The organism is Asticcacaulis excentricus CB 48, assembly GCF_000175215.2.
Classification (GTDB): Bacteria; Pseudomonadota; Alphaproteobacteria; order Caulobacterales; family Caulobacteraceae; genus Asticcacaulis; species Asticcacaulis excentricus.
In genome coordinates, this window is sequence record NC_014817.1 from 1,097,708 (window position 1) to 1,115,210 (window position 17,503).

The following is a 17,503-nucleotide window of genomic DNA, read 5'->3' on the forward strand; positions in this document are numbered from 1 at the left end:
TCCTGTTGGTCAGCACGAAGATAACGCCGGTTGAACTATATCAAAAATGCATTATTTATATAAGCATTATGCAAAATAAGAATTTAGCCGCCGTCGATCTCGACCTGCTGCCGGTGCTTGAGGCCCTGCTGAGGCGACGCAATGTTACCCACGCCGCGCAGGAGGTGGGCCTCAGCCAACCCGCCGTCAGCCGCGCTCTGGGGCGGTTACGCGACCTGTTCGACGATCCGTTGCTGATCCGCTCTGGCGGCGGCCTGACCCTGACGCCGAAGGCCGAGCGGCTGGCCCCGCAGGTGGCGGAGGCCCTTGAGGGGGTGCGCGGCCTGTTCCGCGAAGTTCGCTTCGACCCGGCGCAGGAAAAGCGCACGGTGCGGCTGGTAGCCTCGGATGTGCACACCTTGCTGCTGCTGCCTGCCCTGACGGCGCGGCTGGCGCGCGAAGCCCCCGGCATAGACGTGCAGGTGTCGGCCTATGGCCCGGAAACAATCACCTTAATGCAGCAAGGGCGGCTCGATCTCGCATTTGCTCTGGAGACGACACCCCTACCCGTCGGCACCGAGACCCTCCCGCTGGGTTACGACCGTCTGGCGCTGGTGATGCGGCAGGGGCATCCGCTGGCCGACCGGCCCGTCACGCCCGAAGACTATGAGCGCTTCCCGCACGCCGCCATCCGCATTTTCGGCGACGGACAGTCCGAGCTGGATGCGGCACTTGCGGCGCGTGGTCTGTCTCGGCACATTGCCCTCAACACCCCGTATTTCACGGCAGCGCTGGCGGCCATCAGCCATAGCAACCTTCTCACCACCGTCTCCGAGGCGTTGGCTCAGCGATTAGCTGAAACGTTTGGTCTTGTCTGCCGCCCTTCGCCCGTGGCCCCTGACCCGATCCGGCTGGTGCTGGTGTGGGACCGCCTGCGCGGCCGCGATCCTGCCCTAATCTGGTTCCGCGAATGTCTGAGAGACGTGGCGGCGACGGTCTATGCAGCTACCTGAATACCAAAGACACCGAAAAGCCGCAATTAGCGCTTAGGGTGTCTTCATGTCCGGACTGGCGAGGCGCCGTCCCTGACCCTAATCTCCCCTTCTCGTTCTGGCTGCGCCCGCTTCCACGCCGAGTGCGCTCCCACCCTTTTTAAGTCCGCCCGTTTGCGGATAGGAATATCATGAACACGTCTCATACCCCAATGGCCCCGAACGGCCGTCACGGTCGCGTTGCGGCCCCCCTTCACCGCCCTTTTGCGCGCCGCATCCCTGCCCAACCCCTATTTTCGCCGGAAGAATTGCGCCGCCTTGTCGCTGAAATGATCGACTGAAGATCAACACAATAAAATAAAACGGATGGCTGTCGCTTTTAGGGCGAAAAGTATTTCAATCTGTGCTATAGTAAAATCTCGAAACACAGACCGCCTTGTCTGATTGCCTCTATTGGCCTCTTCCAAGCATTTCTTTTTTCGAACGCCCCGGTTTTCGGGGCAGACGGCGCACGTCTATATGCGAACGGAGGCCAACATGGCTGTCGGTATTGTAAAGTGGTTCAACCCGAACAAGGGTTTTGGTTTTATTCAGCCGGATGACGGCGGCAATGATGTGTTTGTGCACATTTCGGCTATCGAACGCGCCGGCTGGCGGATGCTGGTCGAAGGCCAGAAGATCGCCTACGAGGTCCAGAGCGACCGCGGCAAGGCGGCAGCGGTCAATCTTCAGGCCGCCTGAATGTACGAAGCCCGGCGACCCAGCCGGGCTTTTTTATTTGATCTAAGGAGCTTGCGCATGACCCCTTTCCGTTCCCCCGCCGACACCTGGGATTCCCTGTGGCCGACCGTGGGTGAGGCCGGGCTGGTCAACGCCCATGTGCCCGCCCGTTTTGAAGTGCACTTTGATGGTCAGCTCTGGCAGGTGCTCAAGGACTGTGAGCCCGTGGCCCATCACAGCGAGCGTAGTGAAGCTATTCGTGGCGTTCGTCAGGCCATGCAGCGTCTCTTTGCGGCGGGCAAGTCGGCGCAATGGCGACTGATCGCCGCCAATGACTGAACCTGTTGTCTGAAACGGTTTTTCGAAAGCCCCTAATGACCTATTCTGCTGCAACCGACACCCCCTCCGACGCCCTGTCTGACATCGCCGATCTGGTTGATGCGCTGCTTGTGGAGCCGTGGGAGCCGCAAAAGGCGACCGGTCGCCGTTGCGAAGCCTGGGCACAACTGGCGCCCTTGGTCCTGAACGGAATGACGCTATCGAAATTCGACACGCCCGCCTTTGACCGCCTGATGAACGGCCACATGCCCCTGCTACGCCGCAGCCGCGATCGCGTCTGGATGGCCGCGCTCTTCGTCGTGGCGGGCGCGCTGGCGCGCTCGGAGCCGGTGGAGTTCAGGCGCTTTCTGTTCAGTCCGCCATTGCTGAATGAGATGGCGGGCCTGAGCCGTATTATCGACTACATGGTCCGCCTGTATGCGGGCTCGACGGACTTCCGCCCGGAGTTGCGGCGTCAGGTCATCAACCTGATCTTTGATCCGGTCGAGGAGCTAGCGCGCGCCAGCGACCTGAGGCAGGTGGTAGACTTTGTCGCCGCCAGACTGTCCGATATTGACGGCTTTCAGCCCGATCTTTCTGACATTAGCCTCGACTTGATGGGGGCCATGCTGGCCGCGCGGCGCGGCGTACACGACCTGCGCCACCAGATTCGCTAACTATTCTTCCAAGGCTGCCCGACGGCGCGCCAGTTCCGCCGAGACGGCGCTCATGCTGGCCTTGTCGAGCTTATAAAGCAGCAACACAGCGACCGAGATCAGGGCCGCCGCCGCCGGGGCCAACGACATCAAGACGGTGATAATGCCCTTGGTTTCGACGGTCTGCGGGCCATTGGCGACGTAATCGACGGCCTTCAGACCCGCCCCGATCAGGTAGGAAGCCAAGGCTCCGCCTAGCTTTTGCGAAAAGGTTGCCGCCGCATAGGTCATGGCCGTGGCGCGTCGTCCAAAGCGGTATTCAGTATAGTCGGCTGCGTCGGCATACATGGCGTAGGCCAGCGGCGACTTCGGCCCCAGACACAGGCCGATCAGGACCTGCACCACAAACATTAGGCCGATCTGGTCCGGCGGGATGACGAAGAAGCTGGCCGACAGGATAGCAACGGCGCCCATCAGGATCATCATCAGGCGCGGCTTATCGATCCATTTTGTCATCATGGGCGTCAGGAGCGCGCCCGCCGCCAGCGCCACGCCGTAAGAGGTCAGGAACGGCCCGATCAGGTCCTCACGCCCCACCACATAGCGCATGTAATAGGCCGAGGTCGCCATACGCAGGGTGATGGTCACCATGATGACCAGAGCCAGCCCAAACAGCACCAGCCATGGCTTGTTACCGAACAGGTCGCGAATATCGCGCCAGGGACTGGAGGCCTGCTGTGGCGGCGGGTTGATGCGTTCTCGCGTATTGAGTACGACAAGCGCCATGATGGCAACGACCGCGATGCCATAGATGGCCATAACGATAGGCCAGCCCTGCGCCGGATTGGCCCCGCCAAAGCTTTTGACCAACAGCGGCGTGGCATAGGTGACAATGGTACCGCCCAGAAAGCCGCCGACAAAGCGGAACGAATTGAGCGTGGTGCGGTCCTGCCCGTCGGCGCTCATCACACCGGACAGAGCGCTATAGGGGATGTTGGCGATCGAATAGACGATCATCAGCAGATTATAGGTCAGGTAGGCATAGACCAGCTTACCGTCATGATCAAAGGGCGGGGTGAAAAAGCATAGAACCCCCAGCATGGCCATCGGCGCGGCTGCCCCGAAAATCCACGGACGAAAGCGACCCCAGCGGCTGCGCGTACGGTCGGCCACGGCCCCCATGATGGGGTCTGCAAAGGCATCGAGCACGCGGCTGATCAGCAACATGGTCCCTGCGGCCAGCGGGTCGAGGCCGAAGACGTCGGTGAAGAAGATCAGCCCGAAGGCCGAAATGGTCGTCCAGTAGAAGTTAAAGCCCAGGTCGCCTGCGCCATAAGCGATCTTTTCGCGCAAGGATAGACGGTCAGTTGCGGCCATTTCGTTCCCCTGTGGTGCCGCATTTTCGCGGTCTGGACTATCTGTAGGATAGTGTTCCTCCCTGCGCAAGCTCCGACACGTCAACGTTGTCATATGGCGCGACATAAAAGTCACATAGTGGCACCTATAGACAGGGACACCCATCACCGCTAAGCCTCTTTTTATCTTATTTTTATCCGATTGCCCGTGACCCGTATTACCATCGTCGATCTGGCCCGTCTGTCGGGCGTTTCCATCAAAACCGTATCGCGGGTGCTGAACAAGCAGCCGGGCGTGCGGCCGGAAAAGCGCGCCGAAATCGAGGCGCTCATCGCCGAGACGGGGTTCAAGCCCAATCCCGCCGCCCGCGCCCTGTCGGGGTCGCGCAGCTATATGATCGGGCTGATTTTTGAGCGCCCTGTCACCCACTATTACCAGCATGAGCTTCAGATTGGCGCCCTCGATGCCTGCCATCAGGCCGGCTATCATCTGATTATCGAAGGGGTCGCGGAACTGCGCCACCTACCGCGCGCGCAGATGAAGGCACAACTGGCCACCTCGCGCTTTGATGGCGTGCTGCTGGCCCCGCCGGTGTGCGATGATGCGGCCATGATCGACATGTTCGACGAGTTAGGCGTGCCCGTGGTGCGCATCTCCCCGGTCCAGCATTTCGAGCGCAGCCCCTTTGTGTTTATGGACGATTTGGCTGCGGGCTATGAGTTGACGCGCTGGCTGATCGAAATGGGCCATACACGCATCGCCTTTATCGAAAACCTGCGAGGGCGCGGCTCGAACGACAACCGCAAGGCCGGCTATCTGCGTGCCCTGTCGGAGGCCGGGCTGGCCGCGCGGCCCGACTGGGTGGTGCGCGGCGATGTCCGCGTCAATAACGGCTTCGATGAGGCCGAAGCCCTGTTGTCTCAGACCGACCGCCCGACAGCGATCTTCGCCGCCGCCGACTACATCGCCTTCGGGGCCATGGCGGCGGCCTCCAAGCTGAAACTGTCGGTGCCGCAAGACGTCTCCATCGTTGGCTTCGACGATGCACCAGGCACCAGCAGCGTGTGGCCGCCGCTTTCGACCGTGCATCAGCCGATGAAGGGGCTGGCCGAGGAGGCCACGCGCCTGCTTCTGGAGCGCATCAACGGGCGTGACGTCCCGGCGGCGCAACAACTCGACTATTTCATCGTCCGTCGCGGGTCCGCCGCCGCCCCGCGTGACGGGTAAATACCACCGCGTTACACACCGGCCTTAATTTGGCTGCATAGCCGTTTCACAGTCCCCGTCATGTCCCTGAAACCCCTCGCCCTTTCCGGTCTGGTCCTCGCTACGCTGGTCGTCACGCCCCTGTCGGTGTGCGCCGCAGACGAAGAGATCGTCGCAACGCACCGACCTAAGGTGGCCCTTGATGCGGCCACGCCTTCGGCGAGCGTCGCCCCGGTGACCGCCGAAGATACGGCGAAGGCCACGCAGGCGCAGGTGCTTTCGACGCTGGACAGCACGCGTACCCCCGACCGTCGTCAGCCGACCTCCTGGGGCCGCGATGACGAAGCTACCGGCCCGCAAACGCGTCAGATCCACGGTGAGGTCGGTGCCTCCATCGGCACAGGTGGCTATAAGAGCGCCTACGTGTCAGCCCTGATCCCGGTGGGTGAAACCGGCACGTTGGGCATTGCCTACAGCCAGACTGATCACGGCAAGAACGGCTATATCTACGGCGACCCTTACGGCTACGGCCCGGGCTATGGTCGCTATGGAGCGTCGGCTTACGACCCGTACGGATACGGCTATGGTCGGGGCTATGGCTATGCGCGCGGTGGCACGTCGAAATCGCTTTCGATCTCGCTCGACTTCAGCGACCGCACCAGGGACCGCGATCGCGACGAAAACTGCGATAGCGTGCGTTATGAAGGGGCCCGTTACGACAGCGCAATGGGCGATCCCATCTGGGGCGGCTATCGTCCGTCGCGTCGCGTCTGCACTAAGACCACCAACTATTCCGACTGACCCTTCTATTGACGAAAGGGTCCGGTGCGGCCTAGCGTAACCCGACAACGGTGTCGCCACGGGAGGCCTTATGCAACGCCGGACCTTTCTGCTCACCACCGGGGCTTCTCTGCTGACGCCTGCCCTCAGTCGGGCCGACAGTCAGTACCGGTTGCTGGTTCTGGCCATGCCCAGCAAGTACCATTACGAATATATTCCCGTGGCGCGCGACAGCTTTGAACGCCTGTCGAAGCTCTATGCCTTTGAGCTCAACTGGACGCACGCGGCGTCGAGTCTGGAACAAGACCTCAGCGCTTACGCCGCCGTTGTGCTGCTAAATACGCCGGTCGAAGACCTCAACCCCGCCCAGCGTGCAGGCTTTGAGGCCTATATGACCGGCGGTGGCAATGCTATGATCGTGCACCGCGCCGCCATCGCCCTGCCCGTGGAAAGCTGGCCATGGTACGAAAAGCTGGTCGGGCGCACGGTCGGCGTGCACCCCATGCTGCAAACCGGCGTGGTGACGGTCGTGGACAAGGGGTTTCCCGCCACCTTCGGCCTGCCGGAGCGCTGGATCTGGAGCGACGAATTCTACACCACGACCAACCCGTTTCAGGTGCCGATCCATCCTGTACTGAACGTCGATGAGTCGAGCTATGACCCGCGCAAGATCTGGCCCGGTCAGGTCTCGGAGCCCATGGGCAAGGATCATCCGATCGCCTGGTACCACCGCCCGCACAAGGGCCGCGTCTTCGTAACCACGCTGGGTCATACGGTCGAAATGTACCGCGACCCGACCTATCTGACGCACCTTTTGGGGGGTATCTACTGGACGGCGACCGGCCTCGGTCAGGTAAGCTAACCAAGGCCGGTAACCGGATCAGAAGCGCATCCGCACCCCGCCATTAAGCACAAACCCGTCGATTGGGGCCCAGGCCTCAACCGTCCAGCGTCCGTCAGCGGCCTGTTGCCGCCGCACCAGCGGGTTGTGGCGTGTCTGGCGCACATTGAGCAGATTTTCGGCATTGAGGAACAGGCGCACCTTCCCCACCACGCGCTCACCCAACAGGCCTAGTTCCCAATAGGGTTTGCTTTCCCTCCGATACGGATTGTCGTCCAGCGTCTGACGCCCCGTATAATAGGCCTCAAAGCCGATCCGCCCGATGTCGTGTTCTTCCCACATGGCGACGAAGCCGCCAGTGTGTTTCGGCGTCGTCGGCTGAGCGCGGCGGCCGATCCCCGACGGATCGGGCTCGGTGGCATCAACAAAGACGTAGGAACCAGTAAGGGTCAGCGCCTCATGTCGGTAACGCAGACGCCATTCCGAACCGCGCGTGCGCGTCACGCCCGCCGCATTGAGCAGCCTGACCGACGCCGGGCCGGTTTGGCGTAACTGCACCGCATCATCTATATCCGCGCCAAACAGGGTCATATTGGCTTCCATCGGCCCTCTGGCATAGGTCAGGTCTATCGAGGCCGTGCGCGCCACTTCCGGCCGGAGGTCACCCAGCGGTTCCAGCCGGCCAAACCCTGTGGCCTCGATAGCCTCTACAAAGGGCGTCGGGGCATGAAATCCGCGCCCCACAGACGCCCGCACCGTAAGGTGGCCCGGACGATAGAGCAGCGACAGGCGCGGACTGTACTGCGTGCCATAACGGCTGTGGTCATCCACGCGCGCACTGAGCGCCAGTGTCAGACGCTCACCCATAGTCTGCTCGACCTGCCCAAACAGGCCGGGGACGCTGAAGTGATAGTTGAAGTCACTGAACCCTTTGGAATGATAGTGATCGGACTGAAAGGCCACCCCGCCCACCCAGGCGGTCGGTCCCGTCTCACTCTTCAGCGCCGCCTCAGCAAAGCCGGTCAGGTGTGAGTCGCGGTCAATGACCTCGCCGAAGCGGTGTTCGTGGCGCTGGGTCATGGACGAGGCGCGCAGGCTAAGCGTACCCAGCCCCTGAAGCGGAAACTGCGCCGTTACCCCGGCATCGTTGCGGCGGGAGACCTGCGTTTCTGGAAAGGCCGTGCCATCCGGGACCGTCCGCCCGCTGAGCGTGCCTCCCTCGCGCTGTTCGCGCATCGCCCCCAGCGTCAGCAGCGCCTTGGCACCGTTGTCGCCATACCAGAACAGGCGCGGGCGCAGCGTCCAGCGCTCAAAACCCGCCATGTCGATCCAGCCATCGCCATCGAGATCTTTGCGGGTCTGACGATGATAGCCGCCGGTGAGCGAATAGCTGAGGCTCTGCGTCGCCGGGGCGGAGCTATAGGCCGTGACGTCCTGCCCGCCGCGGTGGGTAAGGTTGAGCAGGACCTCGCTTTCCGGCTCAGGGGTGGGGCGGCGAGAGACGAGATTAATCACCCCGCCCAGCGCCGACGCGCCATAGAGTGCTGAGACCGAGCCCTTTATCACTTCCACCTGCCCCAGATCGGTCGGCGGAATCTGCAACAGACCGAGCGACTGCCCGCCATAGAGCGGCAAGCCATCGGTGAGCAGCAGAGTGTAGCGCCCAGCCATGCCCTGAATGCGGATATTGGCCGCCCCCAGCGACGGCGCGGTCACCTGCACGCGGATGCCCGGCGTCTCATTGACGAGGGTCGAGATATTGCCGGGGGTCATCAGGCTCTTTTCGTCGATCTCTTCGCGGCCGATGACGTCAACGCGGATCGGCTCGTCCTGAAGCCGGCGGCCGGCGCGAGTGGCCTGAACCACCACCTCTTCGATTGCGTCTTCCGGCTGCGGGGGGAGGGTTTGTGCCTGTGCCGCGGTCACGCAGACAAGCAGGGTCGCGGCGGCGGAGGCCGCCAGAGGGGACAAGGCCCCGTATTGGTAGAACATGGGAAAACCCGTAAAATGAGCAAGCAAAAGCGCGGCGCGTCAAGTCGCTCCGCGGTCGGTTCATTTTTCAGGGTCTCAGCGCGGCGGCGGGGCCAACGGGCGATAGCTCAGGCCCATGCCGTGGCGATGACGCGGCTGGAAATCCAGCGCCTTGACGCTCGGTAAGTGCATGAACAGGAAGCTGGCAGTGGCTATGGCGGCGCAGTGCTGACCGCAGACCTTCAGCGACGAGGCCCCTTTGTCGGCGCAGCAGGGCGCATCCGACGACCGGACGTGCAGGTGCACATGGGTGTCTTCGTGATGCGCCCACGGACCGGCGGCTTCGGGCGCGTGCAGGCCCGACAGCATGGCCAGCAGTCCCGCCACAATCACCATCACTTTGAGGAGACCAGAGCGCATAGGCTATTTATAGGGGACAGGCCCAGCCACCGCAAGCGGCGGGTTTAGCGCTTCTTCCACACCCTTACGTAATCGACCTCAAAGGTGCGCGGGAAGATGCCGTCGTCCACCTCACCGGCCATATTGCCGCCGATGGCCAGATTGAGTAGCAAAAACTGCGGCTTGTCGAAGGGCCACGCCCCCGGCTGGTCAGTTTTGGCGTAGGTATGGAAGTGCTGACCATCGACGAAGAAGTCGAGCTTTTGCGGCGTCCACAGAAGCTGGTACTTATGAAAGGCGGTGCAGGCATCCGGCACGGCAATACCCGCCCCGTCGCCGGGGCCCCCGCGCGTGTCGATCGTATGGCGGTTATGCACCGTGCCATAGGTCATGCCGGGAGTCTTGCCCACGTGCTCCATAATGTCGATTTCGCCGCCATCCGGCCACCCCGCATCGGTGCCCAGCATCCAGATGGCCGGCCATGAGCCCTGCCCGCACGGCATTTTGGCGCGGATTTCGTAGAAGCCATACAGGAAGCTGACCTTACCGCGCGTGATCAGGCGCGCCGAGCTGTAGTCCTGCCCGCCATAATCGGCACGGTCGCTCAGGCGTTCCTTGCGCGCGGTGATGCGCAGCGTGCCGTCCTTCACCTCGGAATTTTCCAGCCGCCCGGCGGCGTAATACTGTTTCTCGTTATTGTACCAGCCGGTGCGGTTGGCCTGCGTGTCATAAACCCAGGTCTTCGCATCGGGCAGGCCGGGCGTGTTGAACTCCTCGGCCCAGTCGAGCGCATAGCCCGCTGGAACTGGTGAGGTCCCATCCGCCGCGCGCGTTTCAGTGGCCACCGACAGGGCCGTCAGCGCAACCGCCGACAGGATCAGGGATTTCAGCATGAGGTTTCCTCTGTTTTTATATGGCTTTTAGATATGCTTCGTGGCGTCTATGCGATCACGGTATTCAGCCCCAACGCATCCTCTGCTTGAAGGCCTCTGAGTCGAAAGGCTTCGGCTCTCCGCTGTCTTCAGCCTCGATAAGGGCCGCACGCACCGCCTCAATATCGACCATGAGCGCCTGTTTACGCTGGGTCAGAGTGATCGTCTTGCGTACCATCCCCATGGCGGCCCTCATAAGAGTCATACTATTGGTGCGTTTATACACCCCAATGATGACTCAGAACAGCCTCCCTACTTCACCGTCACTATGCGGCTCTTGCGGCGGCCATCGGGCGAGGTGACGCGCAGTTCGACCGGCCCGCTCACCGCCACCGGCCCCGTATAGGGCGTCCATTCGTCCCCCGTGAGACGGTATTCGATGGGGGTGGCAGCGATTTCGGCATTGGCGAACAACTGCCCGCCTTCGATCTTCGCCCCCGGCGGTGCCAGACGATAGGCAATGCCCGCCTGATCGAGAAGCCGCAGATGCACCCCCAGCCGGTCGCGGAAGCCCTGCCAGTCGCCCAGCACGGCTTTGGGGTCGACCTTGCCGTCGCCATAGGTGTAGCTCTCACCCGCCTTATACGGCGCTTCCCAGCCCGCCCGGTGCCAGGCGCGTTCGGCCAGCGGCAGAAGGCGCGGGAAGAGGCGGTATTCGGCCTCGTCGTCGGTGCGCACCACCTCTGACCACAACTGCCCCTGTATCCCGGTCAGGCCGCGCCCCGGCGCATAGGGCGTCTTGTCGGCCACCGTCGCCCCCTGCCCGCGTATATCCGTCAGCAGCGAGGCATTGGCCGGCAGGTTTTCCGGCTGGAAGCTGAAAATCTTGTAGCTGTCCGTATCGCGCGACGCCCAGTCATAGGCCGTCTCGTCCGGGTCCGGGGCGGGCGGCATGTCAAAATAGGTGACATCGGGCACGGACAGCACGACTTCCCAGCCGCGATTGGCCTGATCGTGCGCTTCGGTGGCTGCGGCCCCAAGCGTGGCGCTCCAGATGTTCGACTGTACGACCTTTGGCATCCGCGCAGCGTCCGTATGACCCATGCCGTCGCTCCAGCCCGCCGTCTCGATGCCTTTTTCGGCCAGATAGGCCGAGACGCGCTCGATGAAATAGGGGGTGAGTTGCGGCGCTTTCAGGCCGTTCTGCGCCATAAAGGCCTGACAGGCGGGCGATTGCGTCCACGCCCCGGCCGTCTCGTCCGCCCCGATATGGTAGCGTTTCAGCGGCACACCGGCGGCCTGATGCAGCTTCATCGTCTCGTCGATGACCTTGTCGATGAAGGCATAGGTGGCGGGCAGGCAGACATTGAGTGTGTTGTCGTTGTAATGCTGGATCGAGCGGTAGGCCGTGGTGTCTCCCGGTTCGACCAGCCGATATTGCGCCGCCCCCGCCGCATCACCGGCGGCCATCAGACGGCGATAGCGGACCTCCATGGATTTGATCGCCGCGCGGCTGTGGCCCGGCATGTCGAAGGAGGGGATGACCTCTATGCCACGCGCCTGCGCCGCCCTGAGGATGTCGATATAGTCAGCCTTCGTGAAATAGCCATTGACCGGCGTGTCGCGCTCCGGTCCGGCACCCAGCTGCGGCAGAAGGCAGGTCTCTTCGGCCAGGTCGTGGCAGCGATAGGCCCCCACCTGCGTCAGTTCCGGCAGGCCTTCGATTTCCAGCCGCCAGCCTTCGTCGTCGCCCAGATGCAGGTGCAGGCGGTTGAGCTTATAGGCCGCCATCTGCTCCAGCGTCTCGAGCACAAAGACTTTGGAATGGAAGTTGCGCGCCACGTCGATATGCAGGCCGCGGAAGGGCAGGCGTGGCGCGTCTTCGATGGTCATACGCCGCACCTGAGCGCCATCAAAGGCCGTTTGCTGGGCCAGAGAGCGCAGGGCGTGGTTGGCACCGGTCGTTGATCCCGCGCGGATGGTGACGCTTTTGCCCACCGCCAGGCGGTAGGCTTCGGGGCTCAGTTTCGGGTCGATAGTGACGCTGAGCACAGGCCCCCGCCCCTCACCGGCCCCAGCCTGTTTAAGGGCCTTTACGGCGGCGGTAATGGCATCGCGGCCCAGGCCCTTCAGGCGCAGGTCAAACCCCTTGCTGAGATCGAGCGGCGCGCCCTTTTGCAGGGTCACCTTGGCCGGGGTTGGCAGGATCACCACGGCCGGACGGGTCAGGGCCACATTGTGTGACGCATTGCGTTCATAGGCGCGTTGCGGCGTCAGCCATTGCGTCTTGTCGCCTGGGGTCTGGCTGCCCAGCTTCGCCTCATCGGTCATCGGTGCGACAAACGGCAGGGTCTCCAGACCGCTTTCGCGGTCGATTGCCACCTTCGAGGCCCTAATGGTGCGGGGGGTGAGTGCAGGCGCGGCCACATAGGCGTTGGGCATCATGAAACCGCGCGCATAGAAGTGCCCCTGCCCCCAGACTCGAACCGTATGAGAAGCGCCACCTTTCAGCGCGACGCCGCCCTTGGGTGTCAGGGCGTAGAGGTCGCCATTGACCTGTTTCAGGTCGAAGGCGTCGCTTTCAGAGCGCACAAACGCGCCGACATAGGAGAAATAGAGGGTCCAGCCGCCGGGCAGCTCGCCCCCTTCGGGAAGGGTGAGGGTCAGGGCCGACAGGAAACAAGCCGCCTTGTCACAGGTCTGACGGTTATCGACGATCTCCCAGCGATAGCCGAGGTGATCGCCCAGACGGTCCAGTGTGGCCTGATCCAGCGATGGCAGGGGCGGGGCGACACTTGGCGCAGCGGGCGCTGATACCGGCGTTTGCGGCAGGGCGGCGCAACCGGCGGTCAGGGACAGGACAAGGGCCAGTGTGCTCAGGCTGACAGAATGGGCTAAGGTCATGCGGGGCTCCCTGTTTGACACCTATGTGACGGCGGATTTTCCGCGAAATCAAGTCCAAAAGTTATAGAGTGGAGCGACATTGGTCATAACCAATATAATGGATAGCTAGCGGATAGCGTTTGCAGGCATCCACTTATCGACTTGACTTTCGCACCCAGACATGAGAACAAAAAAAGAACTCGTGGAGGTGGCGATGAGCCGACTGTATGACGGAGCGTGGGTGCTGGTGACCGGTCAGGCGGTGGCGCAGCCAGCCATTGAGTGTCTTAATGGCATATTTCGCGTGGCGGACGGTCTTTATCGTGAGGATGGGCACGCTGTTGACCGGTTTTTGGGGCGTCCAGCCATTCAGATGATACTAGACTTTCAAACCGCGCGCGAAAATGGCCTGCTGCCGGGGTAATTTTTAACCCCCTTCCGCTACAGACAGTCCCTTCCCCTGCCGTAATATACCCGCCATGACCCCTGCACTGATCGCTGCCAACGACAACTGGCCTGCCGAAGCCGAACTGATCGCTGAAACGGTCGCCGCCTATGAAGCGTCCGGCAGCACGCGAGCGCAGGCTCTGGCCGATCTGCGGCACGCCTTGCAGGCGTTGCGCCGCAACGGTCTGCGCTCGGCCCGCGCCCTTAAGGGTATGGAGTAGGCCTTAAGGCGCGCATCACAGGTGCATGCGCCCTATGCATAATATTAGCGGAACAGACCGCCCAGCAGCTTGCCGATGCCCTCTTGTCCCAAGAGGTTCGGGGCGGCCTCGGCTATGGCCTGCGTCAATTGCCCACCCTGCGACAACTGATCGACCACACCTGGCAGGACGTCGCCCAGTTGCGCTGGATCAATGCCCAGTGACCCGGCCAGTTGATTGACCATGTCCGGCCCTAGCGCCGACTGTAACTGCTCCAGAGATACCGGCAGGTTGGCGCCATTCGACACCCACGACTGCACCACCTCAGCCAGACCGCCCTGCTGCAATTGACCCAGGACATCGCCGATCAGGCCCTGCCCACCCAGTTGCTGTGCCAGTCCGGCGAGGTCCAGATTGCCCAGATCGAGCTTGCTGCCCAGGGCGCCAAGAATATCGTTCAACATGATCCGCTCCGTGTGTGTTCTCATTCTACCTTGCGCGGCGAATCGGGCGGAGTCGAGTCAGGAGATGCGGTCACCGATCCCCCGATGATTGCGCAAACCTTTGCCTCACGCAGATGTTTTCAGCCGCGGGCACGCAGCGGAATCTCCGTGATTACGTCATACAGCGCCTTCAGGCACGCCACCCCCAGCGCCTGAGAGCGGGCCGGTGACCAGCCCTCAACGGCGTCCGGCGCGTCGTCATGGTCCTTAAACGGCATTTCCAGCGTCATGGCGATGGCCCCGAAGCGTTCGGCAACGGCATTGGTCGAAACGGCCAGATTGGCCTGCCCCGGCGCATCGACTGCATAGCCGTAGGTAGTCTGAAAATCGGTCGTGCGCGCCGACAGGGCGCTCAGATAGCGGCGATAGAGAGCGTCACGCTCTGGTGTCCACGACGGAATGCCCTCAAATCCGGCCATGAAGACGTGCGGGATGGCTTCGTCGCCGTGCACGTCAATGGCAAAATCAACGCCGGTGTCGTCCATGGCGTTGCGGATAGTCAGTACTTCCGGGCTCTTTTCGACCGAGGGCGCGGCCCACTGACGGTTCAGATCGGTGCCGGCGGCATTGGTGCGCAGGTGCCCGCGCGCGCTGCCGTCCGGGTTACAGTTAAGTACGATGTAAAAGGTCGCCGCTGCCCGCAAGGCCGCGGCCTCAGGCGCGTCGCTGCACAGCCAGGGAATGGCCCCCTCCATCCACCATTCGGCCATGGTCTCGCCCGGATGCTGACGGGCATAGAGCCACACGATGCGCGGCCCCTCCCCTACGCGGAACAAGTCGAGATCGCGACCGTCGAGCGTTTGGCCCAAAACCCGGTGACTCATGGCCGGCAAGGCTTTCACCCGCTCTACCAGCACCCGGTGACGGTCACTGTCATAGGGCGCAAAATAAGCCACCCACAGGGTTTCAGAGGCCGCCCGGTGACGGATGCTCAGCACGCCGTCGGCATAGGTGGTGTCGGCCTGTGTCCAGTGGACTCCATCACTGCTGATACGGGCTTTGTAGCCCTCCCAGCCGCCCGTATAAGCCGATCCCCCGGCATTGGTAAGGCGCAGTTCGAGATCGACGCCTGAAGCCCCGTCCACCCGGAAATAGAACCACTGGTAATAGTGCGACTGATGATCCGGACGGATGAGCAGATCGAAACGTCCGCCACCATGCGCCTGCACCATCTCGATATTGCCGCCATCGAAATCGGAATGGATGCTGACGGCCATGTCGCGTCTCCGCAAGGGGTTGAATGTACTAACCGTTTCCATAGCGACCGAATCGGAGGCCGTCACGTCATTTCGGGGACCGTCCTTTCAGGCGGTGTGGGCTATCGGGGGATCAGTGACGGCCTCTTTTCGTCGCAATCCCTTGGACTCCAAGCGACTCCGTGTCTTTTGGGGACCCTTTTCAGCATCAGAACCGTGGCTTTACGGCTGAAATGAGAGTCTGGCGGGTATATTTCGATGGGATTGAAGGCGGTCACTGCAAAACCCACGCGCTGAGGTCAAAGAACAGGACGCGCTGATGCGTGTATCCCAGTGACTGGTCTGTTAAGTGACTCTGTCGGTAGGGTCTTAACTGTCTTTCTCAGTAGAGGTCCGCCTGAGCGACCCTTCAAAGGTCGCACAAGGCGGACAGTGCACGGACTGCAATACCGCTCTTCTCTCGCTGTTAAGAGAGTCTGTTAGTGAATCTAGTTAAATAGGTTAAGGGAAAAAACAGCCGAAATTCCCCTTTAAAATCAACAAGGGTACCTTTTGTTAATCTTTGATACCCCGTCACTTTGTCACTGATACCCCGCGCGACGGGTCTTCGTTCCCCCGAGTAGGCGGTCACTCTTCCCCCGATAAGTGACTTCGGAAAAACAGAATATTTTCCACAGCTTGCCCAAGGCTTTTTAACCCTGTTTCAGCGGGAAATCCGGTCACCATTCCCCCGAAAACCGGCTTTTGAGGGCAAAACCGCGGAAAAACGCCCGCCGGTCACTGTTCCCCCGACTCACCTTGAGCGAATCGGTCACTCATCCCCCGTCAATTCGGTCACCCATCCCCCGATAGCGCGGTCACTGTTCCCCCGACGAATCGGACACAAAAAGTCACTGATCCCCCGACAGTGTTTTCTAGAACCGTTTGTGCATAAGGCTGTCGATTTCCAACGCTCGCTGGTCTTCGGCGGTTTGGCGTTCCAGGGTTTTCAGCGCGTCGCGCACCCTCACCCGTTCTTCCATGTCGCGCTTGATGAAATGCACCGCCGGCGAACCGTCATTGGTCTTGGTCAGTGTCATCTCGTATTCCGGTAGGGCGTTCTTGACCACGATACGCTTTAATAGGTAGGTAAATTGCTTCAGCGGGCTGTCTGAGCCCGTTTTCTCATGCAAAATCGCGATGCGGCACGTCCAGCCGCCCTCCTGATCGCCGGCGTGCTTGCGCGCTACGCGGTAAAGGGCGCGTTCCATGCCGCCAGTGAGCAGGAAATAGTCCTGATGCATGGTCAGGAGCGAGCGTTCGGTGACGATCCCCTGATAAACCCAATCCGATAAGGTGATCGAGATGCCGCGCGGCGCCTCGGTTTCCGGGTCCACCTCTAATTGAAAGGCGTCGATCCAGCCGAATTGCGCCTTGTCTTTACGTTTAGGCGCGCGCAGCGAGGTCTGGATGGTCGTCGATTCCAGCCTCTGCAGCGCCGCATTCAGTTCCTGATAAGATTTACCGCCCGTATCGCGTTTGATGGCGCGCAGCAGATCATAAGACGTTGTCTTAAGAGTCCGGGGCAAGTCATTGACTCCTTGCTCTTTCAGACGATTAAGCACCGAGGCCGCCCAGATCATTATATCGGCGTCCCAGATCGTGGCGATGCCAAATTCGGCGTTTCCAGAGACCTTCACCCAGGTGTCGCCGTCGGGACTGGTATATTCTATCGGTTTCAGCCGCTTTCGCTTGGCGAGGCTGAAAAACGGCCGTTCCATCAGCTCACGCTGGTCCTTCAGCGACATGTCGCTGACGAGCGGAATGAACAGATCGAACTGCGATTCGGCGGCGCGGCGGGCCATGATCAGATCCTGCCCTCGGCTTTCAGTTTTTCTTCCAGCGCCTCTACGGCCTGTTCGAAAACCTGCCCCAGCACCAGACCCTGCGCGTCGGCGACGGCATAGAAGCGGCGCAACGCCTCGTCCGTAACCTTCAGATTGAGTTGACGGTTACGTCCGGTGCGGTAGCGGCGCTGCAGAACGGGTTCAGGCGCCGCTGGCACGGCTACGGCTTCACGGCTGGGGAAGCCCCTCGCCTCGGCCACGGCGCGCAGTGACTCCTTGTCCGGCTTGGGTTTTGGCCGGGCGTCAAACGCCGACAGGTCAAGATCGTCGTCAAAGATCGAAGCACGTTCGGACATGG

Annotated in this window: 19 protein-coding genes; 9 read left to right on the plus strand and 10 right to left on the minus strand. The window is 61.7% G+C overall.

Annotated features, from left to right (window positions below; translation table 11 throughout):
* Positions 1–68 precede the first annotated feature (68 nt).
* From ASTEX_RS16615 to ASTEX_RS16630, 4 genes are all read left to right on the plus strand, one after another.
* Positions 69–992 (plus strand): LysR family transcriptional regulator, encoded by a 924-nt coding sequence (locus tag ASTEX_RS16615; protein ID WP_013480793.1) that lies wholly within the window; start codon positions 69–71, stop codon positions 990–992.
* A 516-nt stretch (positions 993–1,508) separates the two neighbouring features.
* Positions 1,509–1,712, plus strand: a complete 204-nt coding sequence (locus ASTEX_RS16620) for a cold-shock protein (RefSeq protein ID WP_013480794.1) — start codon at positions 1,509–1,511, stop codon at positions 1,710–1,712.
* Positions 1,713–1,769: 57 nt separating this feature from the next.
* Entirely contained in the window at positions 1,770–2,030 is a 261-nt protein-coding gene (locus ASTEX_RS16625; protein WP_013480795.1) for a hypothetical protein, read from the plus strand.
* 35 nt (positions 2,031–2,065) lie between these two features.
* A complete protein-coding gene (locus tag ASTEX_RS16630; protein ID WP_013480796.1) occupies positions 2,066–2,686 on the plus strand; it encodes a hypothetical protein in 621 nt (206 codons plus the stop codon).
* On the opposite strand, the gene ASTEX_RS16635 is transcribed toward ASTEX_RS16630, so the two are convergent.
* A complete protein-coding gene (locus ASTEX_RS16635) occupies positions 2,687–4,042 on the minus strand; it encodes an MFS transporter (RefSeq protein ID WP_041659422.1) in 1,356 nt (451 codons plus the stop codon).
* A gap of 186 nt (positions 4,043–4,228) precedes the next feature.
* On the opposite strand from ASTEX_RS16635, the gene ASTEX_RS16640 reads away from it, so the two are divergent.
* The 3 genes from ASTEX_RS16640 (at position 4,229) to ASTEX_RS16650 (ending at position 6,869) form a co-directional block, all read left to right on the plus strand.
* Entirely contained in the window at positions 4,229–5,248 is a 1,020-nt protein-coding gene (locus ASTEX_RS16640; RefSeq protein WP_013480798.1) for a LacI family DNA-binding transcriptional regulator, read from the plus strand.
* A gap of 60 nt (positions 5,249–5,308) precedes the next feature.
* Entirely contained in the window at positions 5,309–6,028 is a 720-nt protein-coding gene (locus ASTEX_RS20660; protein ID WP_013480799.1) for a hypothetical protein, read from the plus strand.
* Positions 6,029–6,098: 70 nt separating this feature from the next.
* The gene (locus ASTEX_RS16650) at positions 6,099–6,869 is read left to right on the plus strand and encodes a ThuA domain-containing protein (RefSeq protein ID WP_013480800.1); all 771 of its coding nucleotides are present in this window, start codon (positions 6,099–6,101) and stop codon (positions 6,867–6,869) included.
* An 18-nt stretch (positions 6,870–6,887) separates the two neighbouring features.
* Here the strand turns inward: ASTEX_RS16650 and ASTEX_RS16655 are convergent, their stop codons facing one another.
* The 5 genes from ASTEX_RS16655 to ASTEX_RS16675 form a co-directional block, all read right to left on the minus strand.
* Entirely contained in the window at positions 6,888–8,840 is a 1,953-nt protein-coding gene (locus ASTEX_RS16655) for a TonB-dependent receptor plug domain-containing protein (protein ID WP_013480801.1), read from the minus strand.
* Positions 8,841–8,915: 75 nt separating this feature from the next.
* A complete protein-coding gene (locus ASTEX_RS16660; protein WP_013480802.1) occupies positions 8,916–9,239 on the minus strand; it encodes a hypothetical protein in 324 nt (107 codons plus the stop codon).
* Positions 9,240–9,283: 44 nt separating this feature from the next.
* Positions 9,284–10,111: a glycoside hydrolase family 16 protein gene (locus ASTEX_RS16665; protein WP_013480803.1), complete on the minus strand. Its 828-nt coding sequence runs from the start codon at positions 10,109–10,111 to the stop codon at positions 9,284–9,286.
* A gap of 64 nt (positions 10,112–10,175) precedes the next feature.
* Positions 10,176–10,334, minus strand: coding sequence for a type II toxin-antitoxin system ParD family antitoxin (locus tag ASTEX_RS16670; protein ID WP_083805648.1), 159 nt, complete (start codon positions 10,332–10,334; stop codon positions 10,176–10,178).
* Positions 10,335–10,402: 68 nt separating this feature from the next.
* A complete protein-coding gene (locus ASTEX_RS16675) occupies positions 10,403–12,994 on the minus strand; it encodes a family 20 glycosylhydrolase (RefSeq protein WP_013480804.1) in 2,592 nt (863 codons plus the stop codon).
* A gap of 193 nt (positions 12,995–13,187) precedes the next feature.
* Between ASTEX_RS16675 and ASTEX_RS16680 the strand changes: the two genes are divergently transcribed.
* Together ASTEX_RS16680 and ASTEX_RS16685 are read left to right on the plus strand one after the other, a co-directional pair.
* Positions 13,188–13,397 (plus strand): hypothetical protein, encoded by a 210-nt coding sequence (locus ASTEX_RS16680; protein WP_013480805.1) that lies wholly within the window; start codon positions 13,188–13,190, stop codon positions 13,395–13,397.
* Positions 13,398–13,452: 55 nt separating this feature from the next.
* Positions 13,453–13,641 (plus strand): hypothetical protein, encoded by a 189-nt coding sequence (locus tag ASTEX_RS16685; RefSeq protein ID WP_013480806.1) that lies wholly within the window; start codon positions 13,453–13,455, stop codon positions 13,639–13,641.
* A 44-nt stretch (positions 13,642–13,685) separates the two neighbouring features.
* Here the strand turns inward: ASTEX_RS16685 and ASTEX_RS16690 are convergent, their stop codons facing one another.
* The 4 genes from ASTEX_RS16690 to ASTEX_RS16705 all read right to left on the minus strand — a co-directional run bounded on the left by ASTEX_RS16690 (position 13,686) and on the right by ASTEX_RS16705 (position 17,501).
* On the minus strand, positions 13,686–14,084 hold the full coding sequence (locus ASTEX_RS16690) for a YidB family protein (RefSeq protein ID WP_013480807.1): 399 nt from the start codon (positions 14,082–14,084) through the stop codon (positions 13,686–13,688).
* Positions 14,085–14,203: 119 nt separating this feature from the next.
* Entirely contained in the window at positions 14,204–15,340 is a 1,137-nt protein-coding gene (locus tag ASTEX_RS16695; protein WP_013480808.1) for a M14 family metallopeptidase, read from the minus strand.
* A gap of 893 nt (positions 15,341–16,233) precedes the next feature.
* Positions 16,234–17,163 (minus strand): replication initiator protein A, encoded by a 930-nt coding sequence (locus ASTEX_RS16700; protein WP_013480809.1) that lies wholly within the window; start codon positions 17,161–17,163, stop codon positions 16,234–16,236.
* A gap of 2 nt (positions 17,164–17,165) precedes the next feature.
* A complete protein-coding gene (locus tag ASTEX_RS16705) occupies positions 17,166–17,501 on the minus strand; it encodes a hypothetical protein (RefSeq protein ID WP_013480810.1) in 336 nt (111 codons plus the stop codon).
* Between the last annotated feature and the right edge of the window lie 2 nt (positions 17,502–17,503).

Excerpts from the sequence above, each read along its gene's own strand:
- ASTEX_RS16615 (WP_013480793.1), top strand. The coding sequence starts at position 69 with ATGCAAAATAAGAATTTAGCCGCCGTCGATCTCGACCTGCTGCCGGTG.
- ASTEX_RS16620 (WP_013480794.1), top strand. The coding sequence starts at position 1,509 with ATGGCTGTCGGTATTGTAAAGTGGTTCAACCCGAACAAGGGTTTTGGT.
- ASTEX_RS16625 (WP_013480795.1), top strand. The coding sequence starts at position 1,770 with ATGACCCCTTTCCGTTCCCCCGCCGACACCTGGGATTCCCTGTGGCCG.
- ASTEX_RS16630 (WP_013480796.1), top strand. The coding sequence starts at position 2,066 with ATGACCTATTCTGCTGCAACCGACACCCCCTCCGACGCCCTGTCTGAC.
- ASTEX_RS16635 (WP_041659422.1), bottom strand. The coding sequence starts at position 4,042 with ATGGCCGCAACTGACCGTCTATCCTTGCGCGAAAAGATCGCTTATGGC.
- ASTEX_RS20660 (WP_013480799.1), top strand. The coding sequence starts at position 5,309 with ATGTCCCTGAAACCCCTCGCCCTTTCCGGTCTGGTCCTCGCTACGCTG.
- ASTEX_RS16650 (WP_013480800.1), top strand. The coding sequence starts at position 6,099 with ATGCAACGCCGGACCTTTCTGCTCACCACCGGGGCTTCTCTGCTGACG.
- ASTEX_RS16655 (WP_013480801.1), bottom strand. The coding sequence starts at position 8,840 with ATGTTCTACCAATACGGGGCCTTGTCCCCTCTGGCGGCCTCCGCCGCC.
- ASTEX_RS16660 (WP_013480802.1), bottom strand. The coding sequence starts at position 9,239 with ATGCGCTCTGGTCTCCTCAAAGTGATGGTGATTGTGGCGGGACTGCTG.
- ASTEX_RS16665 (WP_013480803.1), bottom strand. The coding sequence starts at position 10,111 with ATGCTGAAATCCCTGATCCTGTCGGCGGTTGCGCTGACGGCCCTGTCG.
- ASTEX_RS16670 (WP_083805648.1), bottom strand. The coding sequence starts at position 10,334 with ATGGGGATGGTACGCAAGACGATCACTCTGACCCAGCGTAAACAGGCG.
- ASTEX_RS16675 (WP_013480804.1), bottom strand. The coding sequence starts at position 12,994 with ATGACCTTAGCCCATTCTGTCAGCCTGAGCACACTGGCCCTTGTCCTG.
- ASTEX_RS16680 (WP_013480805.1), top strand. The coding sequence starts at position 13,188 with ATGAGCCGACTGTATGACGGAGCGTGGGTGCTGGTGACCGGTCAGGCG.
- ASTEX_RS16685 (WP_013480806.1), top strand. The coding sequence starts at position 13,453 with ATGACCCCTGCACTGATCGCTGCCAACGACAACTGGCCTGCCGAAGCC.
- ASTEX_RS16690 (WP_013480807.1), bottom strand. The coding sequence starts at position 14,084 with ATGTTGAACGATATTCTTGGCGCCCTGGGCAGCAAGCTCGATCTGGGC.
- ASTEX_RS16695 (WP_013480808.1), bottom strand. The coding sequence starts at position 15,340 with ATGGCCGTCAGCATCCATTCCGATTTCGATGGCGGCAATATCGAGATG.
- ASTEX_RS16700 (WP_013480809.1), bottom strand. The coding sequence starts at position 17,163 with ATGGCCCGCCGCGCCGCCGAATCGCAGTTCGATCTGTTCATTCCGCTC.
- ASTEX_RS16705 (WP_013480810.1), bottom strand. The coding sequence starts at position 17,501 with ATGTCCGAACGTGCTTCGATCTTTGACGACGATCTTGACCTGTCGGCG.